Below are 20504 nucleotides of genomic sequence, written 5' to 3' on the forward strand. Positions count from 1 at the left end.
GAGTAGCTTAGCATCTGATGCAACGCAAATTCGATGCCTTCCAGATCTGGGGCAAGGTCAACCATACTGTGTCTGGAATGCCATAGAGCTTGCAGGAACACCCCCATGCACAACCAGAAAAGCCCGTTGATCCGCGAAACTTTCCCCGTCGGCCCGTTGCAGTGCAACTGCACCATCATCGGTGACCCGATCAGCAAAAAAGCCATTGTGGTCGACCCGGGCGGCAACCCTGAGTTGATCCTGGCGCGTCTAGATGCCCTGGGCCTCCAGGTGGTGAGCATTATCCACACCCATGCCCATCTGGATCACTTCCTGGCCTCCGGGCAGTTGAAGGAGAAGACCGGCGCGACGCTGCACCTGCATAAAGAAGATCAATTCCTCTGGGATAACCTGGAAATGCAGTGCCAGATGTTTCGCGTGCCCTATGTCCCGGTGCCGTCGCCGGACCGCTGGCTGGAAGATGACGAGGAACTGGCCTGCGGTTGTGGCGTGGCTTTGCACACACCAGGGCACACGCCGGGTTCGATGAGTTTCTGGTTTGCCGATGCCAAGTTGCTGATTGCCGGTGACACCTTGTTCCGGCGCGGCGTGGGGCGCACCGATTTATGGGGCGGCGACCAGGCGACAATCGTGCGTTCGATCAAGCAGCGCCTGTATACGCTGGACGAAGGCGCGACGGTGGTCACCGGTCATGGGCCGGACACCTGCCTGGGCGACGAGATGCGGGAAAATCCCTTCGTGCGCGCTTGATGGTCGATGAGTCTGACAAGCGCTGCAGTAAAAACCCAGGTCGTTTTCTGCCTGCATCTGCTACGGTTCCTGTAGCGGTGACATTGGCTAAACTTTTGTTACAGCATGGGCGGCGACCACGGAATTTTTACCGCTGGTCGTGTTCCAAACTCGGCACAGGTCCATTGCCAATGTCCTCTGCATCTCAGAATGCAAAAGTAGGAGCTTCCCTTCATGTTTACTCCGCGTCGTCTGCTTGTTGTCGCTACTGCCGTAGCCCTGTTGTCTGGCTGCGCTTCACCTAATCCATATGACGGCAGCCAGGGACAGGCCAGCAATGGTTCCGAAAGCGGTATGAGCAAGACCGCCAAGTACGGAGGCCTGGGTGCGCTGGCCGGCGCGTTGGCTGGTGCGGCCATCGACCATAACAACCGTGGCAAGGGCGCGCTGATTGGCGCAGTCGTCGCGGGTGCCGGTGCCGCTGGTTATGGCTACTACGCCGACCAGCAGGAGAAAAAGCTGCGCGAAAGCATGGCCAACACCGGGGTCGAAGTGCAGCGCCAGGGCGACCAGATCAAGCTGATCATGCCGGGCAACATTACCTTCGCCACCAACTCGGACGCTATCTCCAGCAGCTTCTACCAGCCGCTGAACAACCTGGCGAACTCCCTCAAGCAGTTCAACCAGAACACCATCCAGATCGTCGGCTACACCGATAGCACCGGCAGCCGCCAGTTGAACATGGACCTGTCACAGCGTCGTGCCCAGAGCGTGGCCAACTACCTGACTTCCCAGGGTGTCAGCGCTGCCAACCTGAGCGCCCGCGGTGCCGGCCCGGATAACCCGATTGCCAGCAACTCCGACGTGAATGGCCGTGCCCAGAACCGTCGCGTAGAGGTCAACCTCGGCCCTATCCCCGGCCAGCAGTACGGTCAGCCGGGCCAGCAACAGCAGGTGCCACAGCAGAACAACCAGTTCCAGGGCAATCCATACCAGCAGTACCAATAAACCCTGCTCACTAAAAAGGGCGCCGTGCAGTCAATGCACGGCGCCCTTTTTTGTGGCCCTCTACATCAATCGATGTACTCGAACACCTTGACGATCTTCTGAACACCGGACACACCCTGCACCAGGTTGGCGGCACGGGTGGCTTCGGCCTGGGTCAGCAGGCCCATCATGTAGACGATGCCGTTATCGGTGACGATCTTGATCCGCGAGCCCGGCACTGCGCTGTCGGTGAGCATCTGCGCCTTGATCTTGGTGGTCAGCAAGGCATCGTTGCTGATGGCCAGCAGGGTGATCGGGTCCATGACCTGCAACTCGTTGTGGACCTTCTTGACCCGCTGCACCCCCGCGGCGGCTTGCTCGGCCTGGGCCTTGAGGTCGGCGCGGGGTGTTTGCCCTGCCAGCAGGACGACACCGTTGAAACTGGTCACCACGATGCGCGATGCGCCGTTGCCCAGGTCGGTGGCGGCCTTGGCGACGTTGACCTTGACCTTGGTTTCGATCAGCGAATCATCGATGGTGCTGCCGAATGTGCGCGTGCCCCTGTCGTCCTGGATGGGGGTGTCCCGTGTAGCGGTGATTGCCGAGCTGCAGCCGCTGATGGCTAGGCACAGCGTAATGGCCATAAGGCTGAGGCGGTTAACGGTCATTCTTCACTCCCGAACAGTTGGCTGTCGATCAGATCGCACAGGCAGTGGATCGCCAGCAGGTGGACTTCCTGGATGCGTGCAGTGACATTGGCCGGGACGCGAATCTCCACGTCCTCGGGCAACAGCAGCGAAGCCATGCCGCCGCCGTCGCGTCCGGTCAAGGCTACGACAATCATTTCGCGATCATGTGCGGCCTGGATCGCTTGAATAATATTCGCCGAGTTGCCGCTGGTGGAAATCGCCAACAACACATCGCCCGGTTGGCCGAGGGCGCGGATCTGCTTGGAGAAGATTTCGTTGTAGCTGTAGTCGTTGGCGATCGAGGTGATCGTCGACGAATCGGTGGTCAAGGCAATGGCCGGCAGGCTCGGGCGCTCACGCTCAAAGCGATTGAGCAGCTCGGAAGAAAAATGCTGGGCATCGCCAGCCGAACCACCGTTGCCGCACGAAAGCATTTTGCCTTCGTTGAGCAGGGCGTTGACCATGACCTGACTGGCTTGCTCGATGTGCGGTGCAAGTACGTCCATCGCCTGTTGCTTGGTGTCGATGCTGGCCTGGAAAAGCTGGCGAATTCGGGATTGCATGTCCATCTGTGTGACCTTAAGTAGCGCGGCTGTTTGGCACAGGTAATGTGCAGCCCGCAAAGCAAAGAGCAAAAGTGTGGGGTGAAGGTGCCGGGTGGGTCAGCTGTCGAAGGCATTCTTGAGCCAGTTCAAATCAGCGGGACCCGACGGTGTGCTTTCCATGGCTACCACATCGAAACGGCAGGGGCTGTCAGCCCAGCGATGCTCTTTTTGCAGGAAGAACTGCGCAGCGAGTATCAGCTTCTGACGCTTGCGCCCGTCGATACTGGCGAGCGCGCCACCCCATTGTGCGTGTTTTCTATAGCGGACTTCGACAAATACTACTGTATCGCCGTCAAGCATGACCAGATCAAGCTCGCCGCGTTTACACAACCAGTTTTGCGCCAAAAGGCGCAGACCCTGTTGTTGCAGGTATTTCAGTGCCTGGCGTTCGGCATCCTTGCCGCTTTGTGCGCTGGACCGCTCGGGCATCAGCGCGGGGTATCTGGAAGGCGCTGGATGTCGCCGCCGACGAATTTCGCCCATGGCATCTGGCGATCTACGCGCTGGTTGGCGCTGATGCCCAGGTTGCCCGAGAGGCCGTCGAAACGGGTGTCCGGCAGCGCCTTGAGCTGGCCCAGGCGTGGCGCCAGGCGGTAGGCATCGACGCCCATCGCGTACAGGCGACCCAGGCTGCCATTGGCCTGTGGCCATTGTGCGGCAACCTGATTGCGCAGCGGGTCGGTGGTATTAAGCAGCCAAGGGGTTTCGCAGAACATCACGTTGGTCATGTCCAGGTACTGGTTGCGGTCACCGCTGGCGCTGAATACGTGGGAGGTCGCGTAGACCGGCACATCACCGGCGTACTGGAAGTTCAGGGTCGGCTTGATCTGCTGGGCCAGTTGCGGGGTGACGGCCAGGAAGATGAACTCGATGTCCTGGCGACGCGAAGGCTGGGCGGCAACGTCGGTGCCGACCGTGCTTTGCAGGCTCTTGGCACGGCCTTCACTTTTGCGCAACTGAAACAGATCGGCGATCTGCTGGGCCAGTGCCACGGGCTGATCGACATATTCGACACCCATGACGGTGCCGCCATTGGCTTCCCAATCCTGGCGGAAGGCCTTGTAGACACGCTCGCCCCATTCGCCACGGGGCACCATGGCGGCGGCGCGATGCAGGCCATCGGCGCGGGCACGACGCGACACTTCACGGGCTTCGTCTTCAGCGGCCAGGCCGAACTGGAACAGTTGGGCCGGGCCTTGATCGGTCTCGCTGTAGTTCAGCGCCAGGGTAGTGATCGGCAATTGCGGGCGTGCACTGAGCTGCTTGACCAGTGGTTTTTCCAGCGGGCCAACCACCAATTGCACGCCGGCGGCCTGGGCCTTGGCGTAGAAGTCGTCGAGGGAGGTCATGCGCGAGCTGTCGTAGAACTCAATGACCGGCGCCTTCTGCCCGGCCTGCTCGGCCTGATAGTGAGCGGCCATGAAGCCTTCGCGCAGCGCCTTGCCGACCGAAGCCAACGGGCCCTCCTGTGGTAGCAGCACGGCAATCTTGTTCAAGGGCTGGCTGGCCAGTTCCTTGAGTTTGGTCAGCGGCGTGGGCAGTTGCACCGCGGCCGGGTGGCCGGGGTTCTGTGTGCGCCAGGTATCGATGGCCGTCTGCTGTTGCTCCAGGGTGCCGGCGCCCTTGACCGCCTGGGCCAGGGTAATCCAGCCGTCCAGCGTCGGGTTGCCGGTGGCTTGCAGTTGGTCGGCCGGCAGCGCGGCAATCAATGCCCAGATGGCTTCGTGGTTGCTTGCAGCGGCATCCCCGGTGAGCAGCGGCGCCATGGCCACCCGCTCGCGAGCAGCGGCGAGGGTCTGGCCATCGGCTTCATAGGCGCGGGCATGCACGGTGCCGGTGCGGACCTGCTGGTCTGCCGGCAGCTCCTTCAGGCTTTGCAGGCTGGGGTGGTTCAGCGCCGCCAATGCCGCCTTGGGCTGGTTGCGCGTCATTGCCAGTTCGGCGGCCAGGGTGCTGGCGAATACTTGAGCGGCCGGTTTCAGGACATCCAGGGGCACCTGCGCAAGAATCTGCGACGAGCGTGCAGGGTTGTTCTGCTGGTAGGCCAGATCAGCCGCACTCAGGCGCAGCATGGCGGCCTTTTCTGGCGTCTTGGCGTTCGTTGCCTGTTCGAGCAGTTGCTCGATACTGGCATCCGGAGTCCGTGGAAGGTCGCCAAGGCTGGACGAGGGCGAGCTGGCGCAAGCGGCCAGCAAGGCAGCGAGGCAGAGGGCGGAGAGCAGCCGCAGGCAAGCGATCATGTAAGTGTTCCTGATACCGATCAAATTAGCGTGGAAGTGTACCCAAGCACTGGCCCAGGCGCGACGTTAGTGGCGTGAAACAATCGATTTAGGTCGTGCAAATGTTGCGATCAACTAATAGTGGCTGAATCGACATCCACAGTGATGGCATATTTTCAAGGCGTCTACGCGCTACAATATTGCTTTTGCCAACCATCGAGGTGTGCGTTTTGACTGCTCCAGGTCCATTGAATTCCACTGCAGGCTCGCTTTTTGTCGTGGCGACGCCCATTGGCAACCTGGACGACATCAGTGCGCGGGCGCTGAAAGTGTTGCGCGAGGTTAAATTGGTCGCGGCCGAAGACACGCGGCACTCCCAGCGGTTGATGCAGCATTTTGGAATCAGCACGCCATTAGCGGCATGCCACGAGCACAACGAGCGTGAAGAAGGCAGCCGTTTCATCACGCGCCTGCTGGCCGGCGATGACGTGGCATTGATCTCCGATGCGGGTACGCCCTTGATTTCCGATCCGGGTTATCACTTGGTTCGCCAGGCACGCGCCGCAGGTATCAATGTAGTGCCTGTTCCGGGAGCCTGCGCGCTGATCGCTGCATTATCTGCCGCCGGGCTGCCATCGGACCGCTTTATCTTTGAAGGCTTCTTGCCGGCCAAGGCGGTGGGGCGTCGTGCGCGCCTGCAAACGTTGAAGGAAGAGCCGCGCACTCTTATCTTCTACGAAGCCCCGCACCGTATCCTGGAATGCCTGCAGGACATGGAGCTGGTGTTTGGCGGTGAGCGCCTGGCGCTGTTGGCCCGGGAGCTGACCAAGACCTTTGAGACCCTCAAGGGCTTACCGCTGGAAGAGCTTCGCGCATTTGTCGAAGGCGACAGCAATCAGCAGCGCGGTGAGTGCGTGGTGCTGGTGGCGGGGTGGACGGCGCCGGAAAATGAAGATGCGGTGGGGAGCGAGGCGATGCGCATCCTCGATTTGCTGCTCAAGGAAATGCCGCTCAAGCGTGCCGCGGCCTTGGCGGCCGAAATTACCGGGGTGCGCAAAAATGTGTTGTACCAGGTGGCGCTGGATAAGCAGAAAGCCGAATAGTTCCGGGGGCGAACCTGTATTGCGTCTGAACGTGATGGCACCGCGGTACTTTTAATACTTGTCCTGAGGCCGCCGTGCCGTTAACCTGCGCGGCGGAGAGTCGATTGGACAGTCGCTGCCCTCTATGAAAATTAGGGGGGGGAGGAAAGTCCGGGCTCCATAGGGCGAAGTGCCAGGTAATGCCTGGGAGGCGTGAGCCTACGGAAAGTGCCACAGAAAATAACCGCCTAAGCACTTCGGTGCCGGTAAGGGTGAAAAGGTGCGGTAAGAGCGCACCGCACGACTGGCAACAGTTCGTGGCTAGGTAAACCCCACTTGGAGCAAGACCAAATAGGGTCCCAAGGCGTGGCCCGCGCTGGGACCGGGTAGGTTGCTAAAGATGTCCAGTGATGGCCATCGTAGACGAATGACTGTTCAAGACAGAACCCGGCTTACAGATCGACTCTCCACCTTTTTTCCTTGCGTTCGAATCTCGTGCGCAAACCCGGTAGTAACGCAAGAATCCCTCCCTGCCAAATCATTGGCAGATGCATCTTCGTAATACCAAAAAAATCTTACTCTTAATAAATTACTTTAACTTTAGGTCGTAGCTCTATGAGCTATTTGCCGTTGTTGAGTCAAAAACATCGTCAAACTCTCGTTTCTCCTCCTTTTACCTTCCTAAATCTCCGTTCTGTAAGGCTTTTCCTTGAATACGCGCCTTGACGGTGTGGTAGGCGCATTCCTATAGTGTGCGCAAGTGGCGGAAAGTGGCACAAAGTGGGTTTTTTGAACGTAAAACGCTAAAATTTGGAGAAACGCATCTGTGTTTCGCGGAGCTAACGCTATCAGTCTCGATGCAAAAGGCCGTCTCGCCATGCCGAGCCGGTATCGTGACGAGCTCATTTCGCGAAGTTCAGGCCAGTTGATCATCACGATTGACGCCGTTGACCCTTGTTTGTGTGTTTACCCCCTCGATGAGTGGGAGTTGATTGAAACCAAGTTGCGCGCACTGCCTTCATTGCGTGAAGAAAACCGCCGCCTCCAGCGTTTGCTGATCGGTAATGCCGTCGACCTTGAGCTCGATGGCAGCGGTCGTTTCCTGGTGCCACCGCGTCTGCGCGAGTACGCCAAGCTCGACAAGCGCGCAATGCTGGTGGGCCAACTGAACAAGTTCCAATTGTGGGACGAAGATGCCTGGGATGCTGTTTCTGCAGCAGACCTGGCTGCTATTCAACAACCGGGCGCCATGCCTGATGAACTGCGTGATTTGATCCTGTGACTATTGATAGCGGCTTTAACCACATCACCGTACTGCTTGACGAAGCCGTCGAGGCTCTCGCCGTACGCGCGGATGGCTGCTATTTGGACGGCACCTTTGGCAGGGGCGGGCACAGCCGGTTGATACTCAGCCAGCTCGGGCCCGATGGTAAGCTGCTCGGGTTCGACAAAGACCCTCAAGCGATTGCGACCGGGCAAGCGCTAGCGGCCGAAGACGGCCGCTTTGTCGTTGTGCAACGCAGCTTTGCCGAGTTGGGTGCCGAAGTCGCCGAGCGCGGCATGGCGGGCAAGGTGGCCGGGGTTTTGCTCGACCTGGGCGTGTCTTCGCCCCAGCTCGACGACCCGGAGCGCGGCTTCAGCTTCATGAACGACGGCCCCCTAGACATGCGCATGGACCCCACTCGTGGAGTCAGTGCCGCACAGTTCATTGCCACCGCGCCGGTGGAAGAAATCGCCCGCGTATTCAAGGAATACGGTGAAGAACGCTTCGCCGGCCGCATGGCTCGTGCCGTGGTCGAGCGTCGCGAGATCCAGCCGTTCGAACGCACCGCTGACCTTGCCGAAGTGCTCAAGGTTGCCAACCCGGCCTGGGAGAAGGGCAAGAACCCGGCAACCCGTGCGTTCCAAGGCTTGCGCATTCACGTCAACAATGAACTGGGTGATCTGGAAGCCGGTCTCGAAGCCGCACTGGAGGCTCTGGAAGTGGGCGGTCGCCTGGTGGTGATCAGCTTCCACTCCCTGGAAGACCGCATCGTCAAATTGTTCATGCGTCGTCTGGTCAAGGGCGAGTCCGACAACCTGCCGCGCAACCTGCCGGTGCGTTTCGAAGCCTTTGTGCCGAAAATCAAAATCCATGGCAAAGCGCAGTTCGCTTCCGAAGCGGAGCTCAAGGCCAACCCACGTTCCCGTAGCGCCGTCATGCGCGTCGCGGAGAAGCTGCGGTGAGCAAGCTTTTCGCCAAGCCCCTCCCGGGCGGCAGCTTCTTTATGTTGCTGCTGTTTGTCGGCGTGCTGGTGTCCGCGATTGCGGTGTCCTACAGCGCCCATTGGAACCGCCAGTTGCTCAATACCCTGTACGGGGAATTGAGCGTGCGTGATAAAGCGCAGGCGGAGTGGGGCCGGTTGATCCTCGAGCAAAGCACCTGGACGGCCCACAGCCGTATCGAAGTGCTGGCCACCGAACAGTTGAAGATGCACATCCCTGGCGCGGCCGAAGTCCGCATGGTGGCGCCATGATGAAACTTGAAGGCGCACTCTACCCATGGCGCTTCCGCCTGATGCTTGGCTTGCTGGCATTGATGGTGGGCGCGATCGTCTGGCGTATCTTCGACCTGCAGGTGGTCGATCGTGACTTCCTGATCGGCCAGGGTGATGCTCGAAGCCTGCGACATATCCCGATTCCCGCGCACCGTGGCCTGATCACCGACCGTAACGGCGAGCCCCTGGCCGTCAGTACTCCGGTGACCACCCTGTGGGCCAATGCCAAGGAACTGCAGGTCGCCAAGGACAAGTGGCCTGAACTGGCCGCTGCCCTGGGGCAAGACCGCAAGGCTCTGACCGAGCGCCTGGAAGCCCAGGCCAATAAAGAATTCATCTACCTGGTTCGAGGGCTTACCCCTGAGCAAGGCCAGCAAGTGCTCGATCTCAAAATCCCCGGTGTCTATGGCATCGAGGAATTTCGGCGTTTCTACCCAGCCGGTGAAACCACCGCGCACATGGTGGGCTTTACCGATATCGACGACCACGGCCGCGAAGGCGTGGAACTGGCCTATGACGAATGGCTGGCCGGTGTGCCCGGCAAGCGCCAGGTCATCAAGGATCGGCGCGGCAGATTGATCAAGGATGTCCAGGTCACCAAGAACGCCAAGGCCGGCAAGCCCTTGGCGTTGTCGATTGACCTGCGCCTGCAATACCTGGCCAACCGTGAACTGCGTAATGCGATCATGGAGAACGGCGCCAAGGCCGGCAGCCTGGTGATCATGGATGTGAAGACTGGCGAGATCCTTGCCATGGTCAACCAGCCGACCTACAACCCGAACAACCGTCGCAACCTGCAGCCGGCGATGATGCGTAACCGCGCAATGATCGACGTGTTCGAACCGGGTTCGACCATGAAAGCCATCTCCATGAGCGCTGCCCTGGAAACCGGGCGCTGGAAACCCAGTGACAAGGTCGAGGTGTATCCAGGCACGCTGCAATTGGGCAAGTACACCATTCGTGACGTGTCCCGCAGCGAAGGCCCGATCCTGGATTTGACCGGTATCCTGATCAACTCCAGTAACGTCGGCATGAGCAAGGTTGCCTTCGATATCGGCGGCGAGGCCATCTATCGCCTGGCACAAAAAATCGGCCTGGGGCAACCCACCGGCCTCAACTTTCCGGGTGAACGCGTCGGCAACCTGCCGAACTACCGCGAATGGAGAAAGGCCGAGACGGCCACGCTTTCCTACGGCTACGGCTTGTCGGTGACTGCGATCCAACTGGCCCACGCGTTCTCGGTATTGGCCAATAACGGCCGCATGGTTCCGCTGAGCCTGATCCATGTCGACGAACCGCCGCAAGCCACCCAAGTCATGCCCGAGAACGTCGCCAAGACCATCCAGGGCATGCTGCAACAAGTGATCGAAGCACCGCGTGGCGTATTCCGTGCCCAGGTGCCGGCTTATCACGTGGCAGGCAAGTCCGGTACTGCACGCAAGACCTCGGTGGGTACCAAGGGCTACGCCGAAAACTCCTATCGTTCGCTGTTCGCCGGCTTTGGCCCGATGAGCGATCCGCGCTATGCCATCGTTGTCGTGATCGACGAGCCGAGTAAAGCCGGCTACTTCGGTGGCCTGGTTTCGGCACCGGTGTTCAGCAAAGTGATGTCCGGCACCCTGCGCCTGATGAACATCACGCCGGATAACTTGCCGCCGACCCAACAAGCCAATGCCGGGCCACCGGCCGCTGCTGTAAAAGCCAATGGAGGGCGCGGCTGATGTCTCTGAGCCTGAACAAGATTTTTGCCCATGCCGGCCGCGATCTGCTGATTCGCGAGTTGAGCCTGGACAGCCGTAATGTACGCGCCGGTGACCTGTTCCTGGCGGTGCCCGGCGGCAAGCTCGACGGTCGTGCGCACATTGCCGATGCCCTGCAACGCGGTGCGGCTGCCGTGGCCTATGAAGTGGAAGGCGCCACCGTGCTGCCGATCACCGACGTGCCGTTGATCCCGGTCAAGGGCCTCGCTGCGCAGTTGTCCGATATCGCCGGGCGTTTCTACGGTGACCCGAGCCGCCAGCTCAACCTGGTGGGGGTGACCGGCACCAATGGCAAGACCAGCGTGACCCAATTGGTCGCCCAAGCCCTTGATCTGTTGGGTCAGCACTGCGGCATTATCGGCACCCTGGGCACGGGCTTTTATGGTGCGCTGCAAAGCGGCCTGCACACCACACCGAATCCGATTGCCGTGCAAGCAACTTTGGCTGACCTGAAAAAGGCGGGTGCCAAGGCGGTTGCCATGGAAGTCTCATCCCACGGCCTGGAGCAGGGGCGAGTTACCGCCCTGGCCTTTGACGTGGCGGTGATGACCAACCTGTCCCGCGACCACCTCGACTACCATGGCACCATGGAGGCGTACGCCGCCGCCAAGGCCAAGTTGTTTGCCTGGAATGACTTGCAATGTCGGGTGGTCAACCTCGACGACGCATTCGGTCGCCAACTGGCTGGCGAAGACAGCGAAGCGCGCCTGATCAGCTATAGCCTGCAGGACCCCAGCGCGTACCTGTTCTGCCGTGAAGCCCAGTTCAATGACGAAGGCGTGCGCGCCACCTTGGTCACGCCCCAGGGCGAGCACCATTTGCGCAGCACCCTGCTCGGGCGTTTCAACCTGAGCAACCTGCTCGCCGCCATCGGCGCGTTGCTGGGCCTGGATTACGCCCTGGATGAAATCCTGCGCGTGCTGCCGAAGCTGGAAGGCCCGGCTGGCCGCATGCAGCGCCTGGGTGGCGGCACGCAGCCATTGGTGGTGGTCGATTACGCCCATACCCCGGATGCCTTGGAAAAAGTCCTCGAAGCCTTGCGCCCGCACGCCAAGGGCAAATTGCTCTGCCTGTTCGGCTGCGGTGGTGACCGTGATCGCGGCAAGCGTCCGTTGATGGCCGAGATCGTCGAGCGTCTGGCCGATGGCGTAGTCGTCACCGACGATAACCCACGCAGCGAAGACCCGAGCCAGATTTTTGACGACATCCGTGTCGGCTTCAAAGATGCCGCCAAGGCCACTTTCGTTGCCGGCCGCGGCGCCGCCATTGCCCAGTTGATTGCCAGCGCCGGCGTTGACGACGTGGTGGTCCTGGCGGGCAAAGGCCACGAGGACTATCAGGAAATCAACGGCGAACGTCATGCCTTCTCCGATCTGGCCGAGGCCGACCGCGCCCTGACCGCCTGGGAGGCTGCCCATGCTTAAGGCGATGAAGTTCAGCGAACTGGCCCAGGCCCTGTCTGCCCGTGTACTGTCGAACGACTGCACGTTCACCGGCGTCAGTATCGACAGCCGCAATATCCAGCCTGGGCAATTGTTTGTCGCGCTGGCAGGCCCGCGTTTTGATGGTCACGACTACCTCAATGAAGTCGCCTCCAAGGGTGCCGTCGGCGCCTTGGTGCAGCGCGAAGTGGCAGACTCCACTTTGCCGCAACTGCTGGTTGCCGATACCCGCTTGGCCTTGGGCCAATTGGGTGCGCTCAACCGTGCCGCCTTCGGTAAACCGGTAGCGGCCATCACCGGCTCCAGCGGCAAGACCACGGTCAAGGAATTGCTCGCCGGTGTCCTGCGCACGCGCGGGCCGGTACTCGCCACCCGTGGCAACCTGAACAATGACTTCGGCGCACCGCTGACCCTGCTTGAACTGGCCCCGGAACATACGGCGGCCGTGATCGAGCTGGGCGCTTCGCGTATTGGCGAAATCGCCTACACCGTGGCGCTGACCAAGCCCCACGTTGCAATCATCAACAACGCCGGTACCGCCCATGTCGGCGAATTCGGCGGCCCGGAAAAAATTGTCGAAGCCAAGGGCGAAATCCTCGAAGGCCTCGACGCCGCGGGCACTGCCGTACTTAACCTGGACGACAAGGCTTTCGAGACCTGGCGTGTACGCGCCACCGGTCGCAAGGTGCTGACGTTTGCGGTGCTGAATGCGGCCGCCGATTTCCATGCCTCCGACATCCGTGTCGACGCTCGTGGTTGCCCGTCCTTTACCTTGCACACCCCGCAAGGTGACGGGCACGTGCAGTTGAACCTGCTGGGCAACCATAACGTCGCCAACGCCCTGGCCGCCGCCGCCGCAGCCCACGCGCTGGGCGTGTCGCTGTTTGGTATTGCAACGGGCCTGGGCGCGGTGCAGCCGGTCAAGGGTCGTACCGTGGCGCAACTGGCCAGCAACGGCATGCGCGTGATTGATGACACCTACAACGCCAACCAGTCTTCCGTTTGCGCCGCCATCGACCTGCTCAAGGGCTTCGACGGTCGCAAGGTACTGGTGCTGGGCGATATCGCCGAGCTGGGCGACTGGGCAGAGCAGTCCCACCGCGAAGTCGGCACTTACGCCGCCGCCAAGGTCGACGCGCTCTACGCGGTCGGCCCGAACATGGCGCACGCCGTTAGCGCATTCGGTCCCGGCGCGCGGCATTTCGCGACGCAGGCTGAATTGATCCAGGCGCTGGCCGCGACTGAACACGACAAACACACAACCATTTTGATCAAGGGATCGCGCAGCGCGGTGATGGAAAACGTCGTCGCAGCCTTGTGTGGCTCAAGTACGGAGAAACATTAATGCTGCTGCTGCTGGCTGAGTATCTGCAACAGTTCCACAAAGGCTTCGCGGTCTTTCAGTACCTGACCCTGCGCGGGATCCTGGGTGTGCTGACTGCGTTGTGTTTGTCACTGTTCCTGGGGCCGTGGATGATCCGCACCCTGCAGAACCTGCAAATTGGTCAATCGGTTCGCAATGACGGCCCGCAGTCGCACCTGTCCAAGTCCGGCACCCCGACCATGGGCGGTGCGTTGATCCTGTCGTCCATCGGCATCAGCACATTGCTCTGGGCTGACCTGCACAACCGCTACGTGTGGGTGGTGCTGCTGGTGACCCTGTTGTTCGGCGCCATCGGCTGGGTCGATGACTACCGCAAGGTGATCGAGAAAAACTCCAAGGGGCTGCCAAGCCGCTGGAAGTATTTCTGGCAATCGGTGTTCGGTCTGGCCGCGGCGATCTTCCTCTACACCACCGCCCCGAGTGCAGTCGAGACCACCCTGATCATCCCGATGCTCAAGGACGCCAGCATTCCCCTGGGCATCGGCTTCGTGGTGCTGACCTACTTCGTGATCGTCGGCTCCAGCAATGCGGTCAACCTGACTGACGGCCTCGACGGCCTGGCGATCATGCCGACGGTGATGGTCGGCGGCGCGCTCGGCATCTTCTGCTACCTGTCGGGTAACGTGAAATTCGCTGAATACCTGCTGATTCCTTATGTACCGGGCGCGGGTGAGTTGATCGTGTTCTGCGGCGCGCTGATCGGCGCCGGCCTGGGGTTCCTGTGGTTCAACACCTACCCCGCACAAGTCTTCATGGGCGACGTCGGCGCACTGGCGCTGGGCGCAGCCCTGGGCACCATCGCGGTGATCGTCCGCCAGGAAATCGTGCTGTTCATCATGGGCGGTGTGTTCGTGATGGAAACCCTGTCGGTGGTCATCCAGGTGGCGTCCTTCAAATTGACCGGGCGTCGTGTGTTCCGCATGGCGCCGATTCACCACCACTTTGAACTCAAGGGCTGGCCCGAGCCACGCGTGATTGTCCGCTTCTGGATCATCACTGTGATTCTGGTACTGGTTGGCCTTGCCACCCTGAAACTGAGGTAGAAACGAGTGACCCTGATCGCTTCAGACCACTTCCGCATCGTTGTCGGCCTCGGCAAGAGCGGCATGTCCCTGGTTCGCTTCCTGGCGAACCGGGGCACGTCGTTTGCCGTGGCTGATACGCGGGAAAATCCACCGGAGCTGGTCACGCTGCGCCGTGACTACCCGCACGTGGAAGTGCGTTGTGGCGAGTTGGATGTCGAGTTTCTGTGCCGTGCCGATGAGCTCTACGTGAGCCCCGGCCTGGCCCTGGCGACACCGGCCCTGCAAGCCGCTGCGGCCCGTGGCGTTAAGCTGTCCGGCGATGTCGACCTGTTCGCGCGTAACGCGAAGGCGCCGATCGTGGCCATCAGTGGCTCCAACGCGAAAAGCACCGTGACCACCCTGGTTGGCGAGATGGCGGCTGCGGCCGGCAAACGTGTGGCCGTGGGCGGCAATCTCGGCGTGCCGGCGCTGGACCTGCTCAGCGACGACGTCGAGCTTTACGTGATGGAACTCTCGAGCTTCCAGTTGGAAACCACCCACGACCTCGGCGCCGAAGTGGCTACCGTGCTGAACGTCAGCGAAGACCACATGGACCGCTACAGTGGCCTGCCGGCTTATCACCTGGCCAAGCACCGGATCTTCCGTGGCGCCCGTCAAGTGGTGGTCAACCGTCAGGATGCCTTGAGCCGTCCGCTGATGGGCGAGGGCCTGCCATGCTGGACCTTCGGCCTGGGCAAGCCTGATTTCAAAGGCTTCGGCATTCGCGAAGAGAACGGCGAGAAATACCTGGCCTTCGAATTCCAGAACCTGATGCCGGTGCGCGAGCTGAAAATCCGCGGCGCCCATAACCAGTCCAATGCCCTGGCGGCCTTGGCGCTCGGGCATGCCGTCGGCTTGCCGTTCGACGCCATGCTCGCCAGCCTGCGCACGTTTGCCGGGCTCGAGCATCGCTGCCAGTGGGTACGCGACCTCAATGGCGTCAGCTATTACAACGATTCCAAAGCCACCAACGTCGGTGCCGCTCTGGCGGCCATCGAGGGGCTGGGGGCGGATATAGACGGCAAGCTGGTGTTGATCGCAGGTGGCGATGGCAAGGGCGCCGACTTCAAGGATCTTAAAGGCCCGGTGGCTGCACATTGCCGTGCCGTGGTGCTGATGGGCCGTGATTCGGATTTGATCGGCGCCGCCCTCGGCGATGGCGTGCCGCAAGTACGTGCTACCTCCCTGGACGACGCCATTGCCCAGTGCCAGGCGTTGGCCCAGCCGGGTGACGCGGTGTTGCTGTCGCCCGCATGTGCCAGTTTCGACATGTTCAAGAACTACGAAGAGCGCGGCCAGCTGTTCGCTCGCGCCGTGGAGGCCTTGGCATGAACATCAACTTGCGCAACATCATCAAGCCGTACCCGTCGCCGATCATCACCGGGCGTGGTGTCGACCTTGATTTCCCGATGCTCGCCGGTTGCCTGGCGCTGCTTGGCCTGGGCCTGGTGATGATCACTTCGGCATCCTCCGAAGTGGCCGCCGTGCAGTCGGGCAATACCCTGTACATGATGATCCGTCACCTGGTTTACCTGGTGATCGGCCTCGGCGCATGCATCGTCACCATGATGATCCCCATCGCCACCTGGCAGCGCCTGGGTTGGCTGATGCTGATCGGTGCATTTGGCTTGCTGGTGATGGTGATCGTGCCCGGTATCGGTCGCGAGGTGAACGGCTCGATGCGCTGGATCGGCTTCGGCGCGTTCAACGTGCAGCCCTCGGAAATCGCCAAGGTGTTCGTGGTGATCTACCTCGCCGGCTATCTGGTGCGACGCCAGAAAGAAGTACGCGAAAGCTGGATGGGCTTCTTCAAGCCTTTCATCGTGCTGCTGCCCATGGCCGGCCTGTTGCTGATGGAACCGGACTTCGGCGCCACCGTGGTGATGATGGGAGCGGCGGCGGCGATGCTGTTCCTCGGCGGCGTCGGCCTGTTCCGTTTCACCTTGATGGTGGTGCTGGCGGTGGCTGCGGTGACGATTCTGGTACAGGCACAACCCTACCGGATGGCGCGCTTGATCACCTTTACCGATCCCTGGTCCGACCAGTTCGGTTCCGGCTACCAACTGACCCAGGCGCTGATCGCCTTCGGTCGCGGCGAGTGGCTGGGCGTGGGCCTGGGCAACAGTGTGCAGAAGCAGTTCTACCTACCGGAAGCGCACACCGACTTTGTGTTCTCGGTATTGGCCGAAGAGCTTGGCGTGGTCGGCTCGCTGTGCACCGTGGCGCTGTTCGTGTTTGTGTGTGTGCGCGGCATGTACATCGGCTTGTGGGCCGAGCGGGCCAAACAGTATTTCGCCGCCTATGTGGCCTATGGCTTGTCGTTCCTGTGGATCGGCCAGTTCCTGATCAACATCGGTGTGAACGTCGGCCTGCTGCCGACCAAGGGCCTGACGTTGCCGTTCCTCAGTTACGGCGGCAGTTCGTTGGTGATCTGCTGCGCCTGTCTTGGCTTGTTGCTGCGTATCGAGTGGGAGAGCCGGACCCACCTGGGCAGCGAAGAGATGGAGTTCAGCGAAAGCGACTTTGCCGAGGAGCCGACCCATGGGCGCTAACGTGCTGATCATGGCGGGCGGCACCGGGGGCCACGTGTTCCCGGCCCTGGCCTGCGCGCGTGAATTCCAAAGCCGCGGCTACACCGTGCACTGGCTGGGTACGCCCCGTGGCATCGAGAACGAGTTGGTGCCGAGTGCCGGCTTGCCCCTGCATTTAATCAACGTCACCGGTCTGCGCGGCAAGGGCAAGCTGTCCCTGCTCAAGGCACCGTTCGTATTGCTCAAAGCTGTGTGGCAGGCACGCAAGGTCATTCGTGAATTGAAGCCTGTGTGTGTGCTTGGCTTTGGTGGTTACGTGACCGGCCCGGGCGGCGTCGCCGCGAAGCTCGCCGGTGTACCGGTGATCGTGCACGAACAGAACGCCGTCGCCGGGACCGCCAACCGCCTGCTGGTGCCATTGGCCTCGCGGGTGTGTGAAGCCTTCCCGAAAACCTTCGCCGCCTCCGACAAGCTTCGCACCACCGGCAACCCGGTGCGTACCGAGCTGTTCATGGCCATTGCGCGTGATGCGCTGGCCGGGCGCAAGGCGCACCTGCTGATCCTGGGCGGAAGCCTGGGCGCCGAACCGTTGAACAAACTGTTGCCCGAAGCAGTGGCGCAGTTGCCTGTGCAGTTGCGCCCGGAGATCTTCCATCAGGCGGGCAAGCATCACGATGAAGTCACCGCGACGCGTTATCGCGAGGCCGGTGTGGAAGCGAATGTGCAGCCCTTCATCAAAGACATGGCCCAAGCCTATGGCTGGGCCGACCTGGTGGTCTGCCGCGCTGGTGCGCTGACCGTCAGTGAACTGGCCGCCGCCGGTCTGCCGTCCTTGCTGGTGCCTTTGCCCCACGCCATCGACGATCACCAGACCCGCAACGCCGAATATTTGGCCGGGGAGGGCGCTGCCTTCCTGCTGCCGCAAAGAACGACCGGCGCCGCCGATTTGGCCGCACGCCTGACCGAGGTTTTGATGCAACCGGAACGACTCAACAGCATGGCGAGCACCGCAAGCCGCCTGGCCAAACCTGACGCAACCCGCACGGTGGTGGATATCTGCCTGGAGGTGGCCCATGGTTGAGAATCAGAAAGCCATGCCGCAACCCGAGATGCGCCGCATCCGCCGTATCCACTTCGTCGGTATCGGCGGCGTGGGCATGTGCGGGATTGCCGAAGTGTTGCTGAACCTGGGGTACCAGGTGTCCGGCTCGGACTTGAAAGAGTCGCCGGTCACCGATCGTCTTAAGTCGTTTGGCGCGCAGATCTTTATCGGTCACCGTGCCGAGAACGCAGCCGAGGCCGATGTATTGGTGGTTTCCAGCGCCGTGAACACCTCCAACCCGGAAGTGGCCACTGCCCTTGAGCGCCGTATTCCAGTGGTGCCGCGTGCCGAGATGCTCGCCGAGCTGATGCGTTACCGCCACGGCATCGCCGTCGCCGGTACTCATGGCAAAACCACCACCACCAGCCTGATCGCCTCGGTGTTCGCCGCCGGTGGCCTGGACCCGACCTTCGTCATCGGTGGCCGCCTGAATGCAGCTGGCACCAATGCCCAGCTCGGCACCAGCCGCTACCTGATCGCCGAAGCCGATGAAAGTGACGCGAGCTTCCTGCACCTGCAACCGCTGGTCGCCGTCGTCACCAACATCGACGCCGACCATATGGCGACCTACGACGGCGACTTCAACAAGTTGAAGAAAACTTTCGTCGAATTCCTGCACAACCTGCCGTTCTACGGTTTGGCGGTGGTGTGCCTGGACGACCCGGTGGTGCGTGAAATCCTGCCGTTGGTCAAGCGTCCGACCGTGACCTATGGCTTCAGCGAAGATGCCGACGTGCGTGCGATCAATGTACGCCAGGAAGGCATGCAGACCTTTTTCACCGTGCTGCGTCCAGACCGTGAGCCGCTGGACGTGTCTGTCAACATGCCGGGCAACCACAACGTGTTGAACTCCCTGGCGACCATCTGCATCGCTTCCGACGAAGGCGTCAGCGATGAAGCCATCGTCGAGGGCCTGTCGCGCTTTGCCGGTGTGGGACGACGCTTCCAGGTCTATGGCCAGCTGCCGGTTGAAGGCGGCGATGTGATGCTGGTGGACGACTATGGTCATCACCCGACCGAAGTCGCGGCTGTGATCAAGGCCGTGCGCGGTGGCTGGCCGGAGCGCCGCCTGGTGATGGTCTACCAGCCGCACCGCTACAGCCGCACCCGCGACCTGTACGACGATTTCGTCAATGTACTGGCCGATGCCAACGTGCTGCTGTTGATGGAAGTCTACCCGGCCGGTGAAGAACCGATCCCGGGCGCCGACAGCCGCAAGTTGTGCAACAGCATCCGCCAGCGTGGCCAGTTGGACCCTATCTACATCGAGCGTGGCGTGGACCTGGCGCCTATCGTTAAGCCGCTGTTGCGTGCCGGCGACATCCTGCTGTGCCAGGGTGCCGGCGATATTGGCGGCCTTGCGCCCAAATTGCTGGCGAGTCCGCTGTTTGCCGCAGCAAAGGGGAAGTCGAAATGACCACTGACTACGGCTCCCTGTTTTCCACTATCGCGCCTGCCGACTTCGGCCGCGTGGCGGTATTGTTCGGCGGCAAGAGCGCTGAGCGCGAAGTGTCGCTCAAGTCCGGCAATGCCGTGCTCGACGCGCTGCAAAGTGCGGGTGTGAACGCTTTCGGTATCGACGTGGGCGATGACTTTCTCCCCCGCCTGCAGGCCGAAAAAATCGACCGCGCCTTCATCATTCTTCATGGCCGTGGCGGTGAAGACGGCAGCATGCAGGGCTTGCTGGAATGTGCCGGCATCCCTTACACCGGCAGCGGCATCCTGGCTTCGGCTCTGGCCATGGACAAGTTGCGCACCAAGCAGGTGTGGCACAGCCTGGGTATTCCGACGCCACGTCACGCCGTACTGTGCAGCGAAGACGATTGTATTTCTGCGGCCAAGGAACTGGGCCTGCCTTTGATCGTCAAACCAGCCCATGAAGGCTCCAGTATCGGCATGGCTAAAGTGAACTCGGCCGCCGAATTGATCGACGCATGGAAAGCGGCAAGTACCTACGATTCGCAAGTGTTGGTGGAACAGTGGATTTCCGGTCCCGAGTACACCATCGCCACCCTGCGTGGCCAGGTATTGCCGCCTATCGCATTGGGCACGCCCCACACCTTTTATGACTACGACGCCAAGTACCTGGCTTCCGATACCCAGTACCGGATCCCGTGTGGCCTCGATGCAAGCAAGGAACAGCAATTGATGGACCTCACGGCGAAAGCCTGTGAGGCGCTGGGTATCGCCGGTTGGGCGCGGGCAGACGTGATGCAGGATGACCAGGGGAATTTCTGGTTCCTTGAAGTCAACACTGCACCGGGCATGACCGACCACAGCCTGGTTCCCATGGCAGCCCGTGCCGCCGGCCTGGACTTCCAGCAGTTGGTGCTGGCGATCCTGGCCGACAGCATTGAGCCAAGAGGCTGAACA

At 61.2% G+C, this 20504-nt stretch carries 19 protein-coding genes and 1 other RNA gene; 16 read left to right on the forward strand and 4 right to left on the reverse strand.

The genetic code is table 11. The features are described 5' to 3' along the window. Positions 1–105: 105 nt before the first annotated feature. Together KVH01_RS00625 and KVH01_RS00630 are read left to right on the forward strand one after the other, a co-directional pair. Positions 106–750 carry an MBL fold metallo-hydrolase gene (locus KVH01_RS00625; RefSeq protein WP_217880108.1) on the forward strand — a complete coding sequence of 215 codons (645 nt, stop codon included), beginning with the start codon at positions 106–108 and terminating at the stop codon, positions 748–750. Between the two features lie 213 nt (positions 751–963). After that, the gene (locus KVH01_RS00630; protein WP_046070956.1) at positions 964–1737 is read left to right on the forward strand and encodes an OmpA family protein; all 774 of its coding nucleotides are present in this window, start codon (positions 964–966) and stop codon (positions 1735–1737) included. 65 nt (positions 1738–1802) lie between these two features. Here KVH01_RS00630 and KVH01_RS00635 read toward each other — a convergent pair whose 3' ends face one another. The 4 genes from KVH01_RS00635 to KVH01_RS00650 form a co-directional block, all read right to left on the reverse strand. Next, entirely contained in the window at positions 1803–2384 is a 582-nt protein-coding gene (locus KVH01_RS00635) for a BON domain-containing protein (protein WP_043050538.1), read from the reverse strand. Next, positions 2381–2974: a phosphoheptose isomerase gene (locus KVH01_RS00640; RefSeq protein ID WP_007904374.1), complete on the reverse strand. Its 594-nt coding sequence runs from the start codon at positions 2972–2974 to the stop codon at positions 2381–2383. The genes KVH01_RS00635 and KVH01_RS00640 overlap by 4 nt, the downstream gene beginning before the upstream one ends. Before the next feature lie 93 nt (positions 2975–3067). Continuing rightward, positions 3068–3439: a YraN family protein gene (locus KVH01_RS00645; protein ID WP_043050539.1), complete on the reverse strand. Its 372-nt coding sequence runs from the start codon at positions 3437–3439 to the stop codon at positions 3068–3070. Then, on the reverse strand, positions 3439–5250 hold the full coding sequence (locus KVH01_RS00650; RefSeq protein ID WP_217880109.1) for a penicillin-binding protein activator: 1812 nt from the start codon (positions 5248–5250) through the stop codon (positions 3439–3441). The genes KVH01_RS00645 and KVH01_RS00650 overlap by 1 nt, the downstream gene beginning before the upstream one ends. A 209-nt stretch (positions 5251–5459) precedes the next feature. On the opposite strand from KVH01_RS00650, the gene rsmI reads away from it, so the two are divergent. From rsmI to KVH01_RS00720, 14 genes are all read left to right on the forward strand, one after another. Next, positions 5460–6332 carry a 16S rRNA (cytidine(1402)-2'-O)-methyltransferase gene (gene rsmI, locus KVH01_RS00655; RefSeq protein ID WP_217880110.1) on the forward strand — a complete coding sequence of 291 codons (873 nt, stop codon included), beginning with the start codon at positions 5460–5462 and terminating at the stop codon, positions 6330–6332. A 96-nt stretch (positions 6333–6428) separates the two neighbouring features. Continuing rightward, positions 6429–6782, forward strand: an RNA gene (rnpB, locus tag KVH01_RS00660) — RNase P RNA component class A. 355 nt (positions 6783–7137) lie between these two features. After that, positions 7138–7593, forward strand: coding sequence for a division/cell wall cluster transcriptional repressor MraZ (gene mraZ, locus KVH01_RS00665; RefSeq protein ID WP_003171868.1), 456 nt, complete (start codon positions 7138–7140; stop codon positions 7591–7593). Beyond that, entirely contained in the window at positions 7590–8537 is a 948-nt protein-coding gene (rsmH, locus tag KVH01_RS00670; RefSeq protein WP_010213048.1) for a 16S rRNA (cytosine(1402)-N(4))-methyltransferase RsmH, read from the forward strand. The genes mraZ and rsmH overlap by 4 nt, the downstream gene beginning before the upstream one ends. Further along, positions 8534–8827: a cell division protein FtsL gene (gene ftsL, locus KVH01_RS00675; protein WP_003188663.1), complete on the forward strand. Its 294-nt coding sequence runs from the start codon at positions 8534–8536 to the stop codon at positions 8825–8827. Before rsmH ends, ftsL begins: the two co-directional genes overlap by 4 nt. After that, a complete protein-coding gene (locus tag KVH01_RS00680) occupies positions 8827–10569 on the forward strand; it encodes a peptidoglycan D,D-transpeptidase FtsI family protein (protein WP_164486659.1) in 1743 nt (580 codons plus the stop codon). Before ftsL ends, KVH01_RS00680 begins: the two co-directional genes overlap by 1 nt. Beyond that, complete coding sequence (locus KVH01_RS00685; protein ID WP_217880111.1) at positions 10569–12032, forward strand: UDP-N-acetylmuramoyl-L-alanyl-D-glutamate--2,6-diaminopimelate ligase; 1464 nt, start codon at positions 10569–10571, stop codon at positions 12030–12032. The genes KVH01_RS00680 and KVH01_RS00685 overlap by 1 nt, the downstream gene beginning before the upstream one ends. Then, positions 12025–13395, forward strand: a complete 1371-nt coding sequence (locus KVH01_RS00690; RefSeq protein ID WP_217880112.1) for a UDP-N-acetylmuramoyl-tripeptide--D-alanyl-D-alanine ligase — start codon at positions 12025–12027, stop codon at positions 13393–13395. Before KVH01_RS00685 ends, KVH01_RS00690 begins: the two co-directional genes overlap by 8 nt. Further along, entirely contained in the window at positions 13395–14477 is a 1083-nt protein-coding gene (gene mraY, locus KVH01_RS00695; RefSeq protein ID WP_004371987.1) for a phospho-N-acetylmuramoyl-pentapeptide-transferase, read from the forward strand. The genes KVH01_RS00690 and mraY overlap by 1 nt, the downstream gene beginning before the upstream one ends. A 6-nt stretch (positions 14478–14483) precedes the next feature. After that, complete coding sequence (murD, locus tag KVH01_RS00700) at positions 14484–15830, forward strand: UDP-N-acetylmuramoyl-L-alanine--D-glutamate ligase (RefSeq protein WP_217880113.1); 1347 nt, start codon at positions 14484–14486, stop codon at positions 15828–15830. Further along, the gene (ftsW, locus tag KVH01_RS00705; RefSeq protein WP_043050546.1) at positions 15827–17050 is read left to right on the forward strand and encodes a putative lipid II flippase FtsW; all 1224 of its coding nucleotides are present in this window, start codon (positions 15827–15829) and stop codon (positions 17048–17050) included. Before murD ends, ftsW begins: the two co-directional genes overlap by 4 nt. Continuing rightward, complete coding sequence (murG, locus tag KVH01_RS00710) at positions 17040–18110, forward strand: undecaprenyldiphospho-muramoylpentapeptide beta-N-acetylglucosaminyltransferase (protein ID WP_046070965.1); 1071 nt, start codon at positions 17040–17042, stop codon at positions 18108–18110. The genes ftsW and murG overlap by 11 nt, the downstream gene beginning before the upstream one ends. Further along, positions 18103–19548: a UDP-N-acetylmuramate--L-alanine ligase gene (gene murC / locus KVH01_RS00715; protein WP_043050548.1), complete on the forward strand. Its 1446-nt coding sequence runs from the start codon at positions 18103–18105 to the stop codon at positions 19546–19548. Before murG ends, murC begins: the two co-directional genes overlap by 8 nt. Continuing rightward, complete coding sequence (locus KVH01_RS00720) at positions 19545–20501, forward strand: D-alanine--D-alanine ligase (RefSeq protein ID WP_217880114.1); 957 nt, start codon at positions 19545–19547, stop codon at positions 20499–20501. The genes murC and KVH01_RS00720 overlap by 4 nt, the downstream gene beginning before the upstream one ends. The last annotated feature ends 3 nt before the right edge of the window (positions 20502–20504 follow it).

Origin of the sequence: Pseudomonas khavaziana (genome assembly GCF_019145205.1) — a bacterium.
GTDB classification, from domain to species: domain Bacteria; phylum Pseudomonadota; class Gammaproteobacteria; order Pseudomonadales; family Pseudomonadaceae; genus Aquipseudomonas; species Aquipseudomonas khavaziana.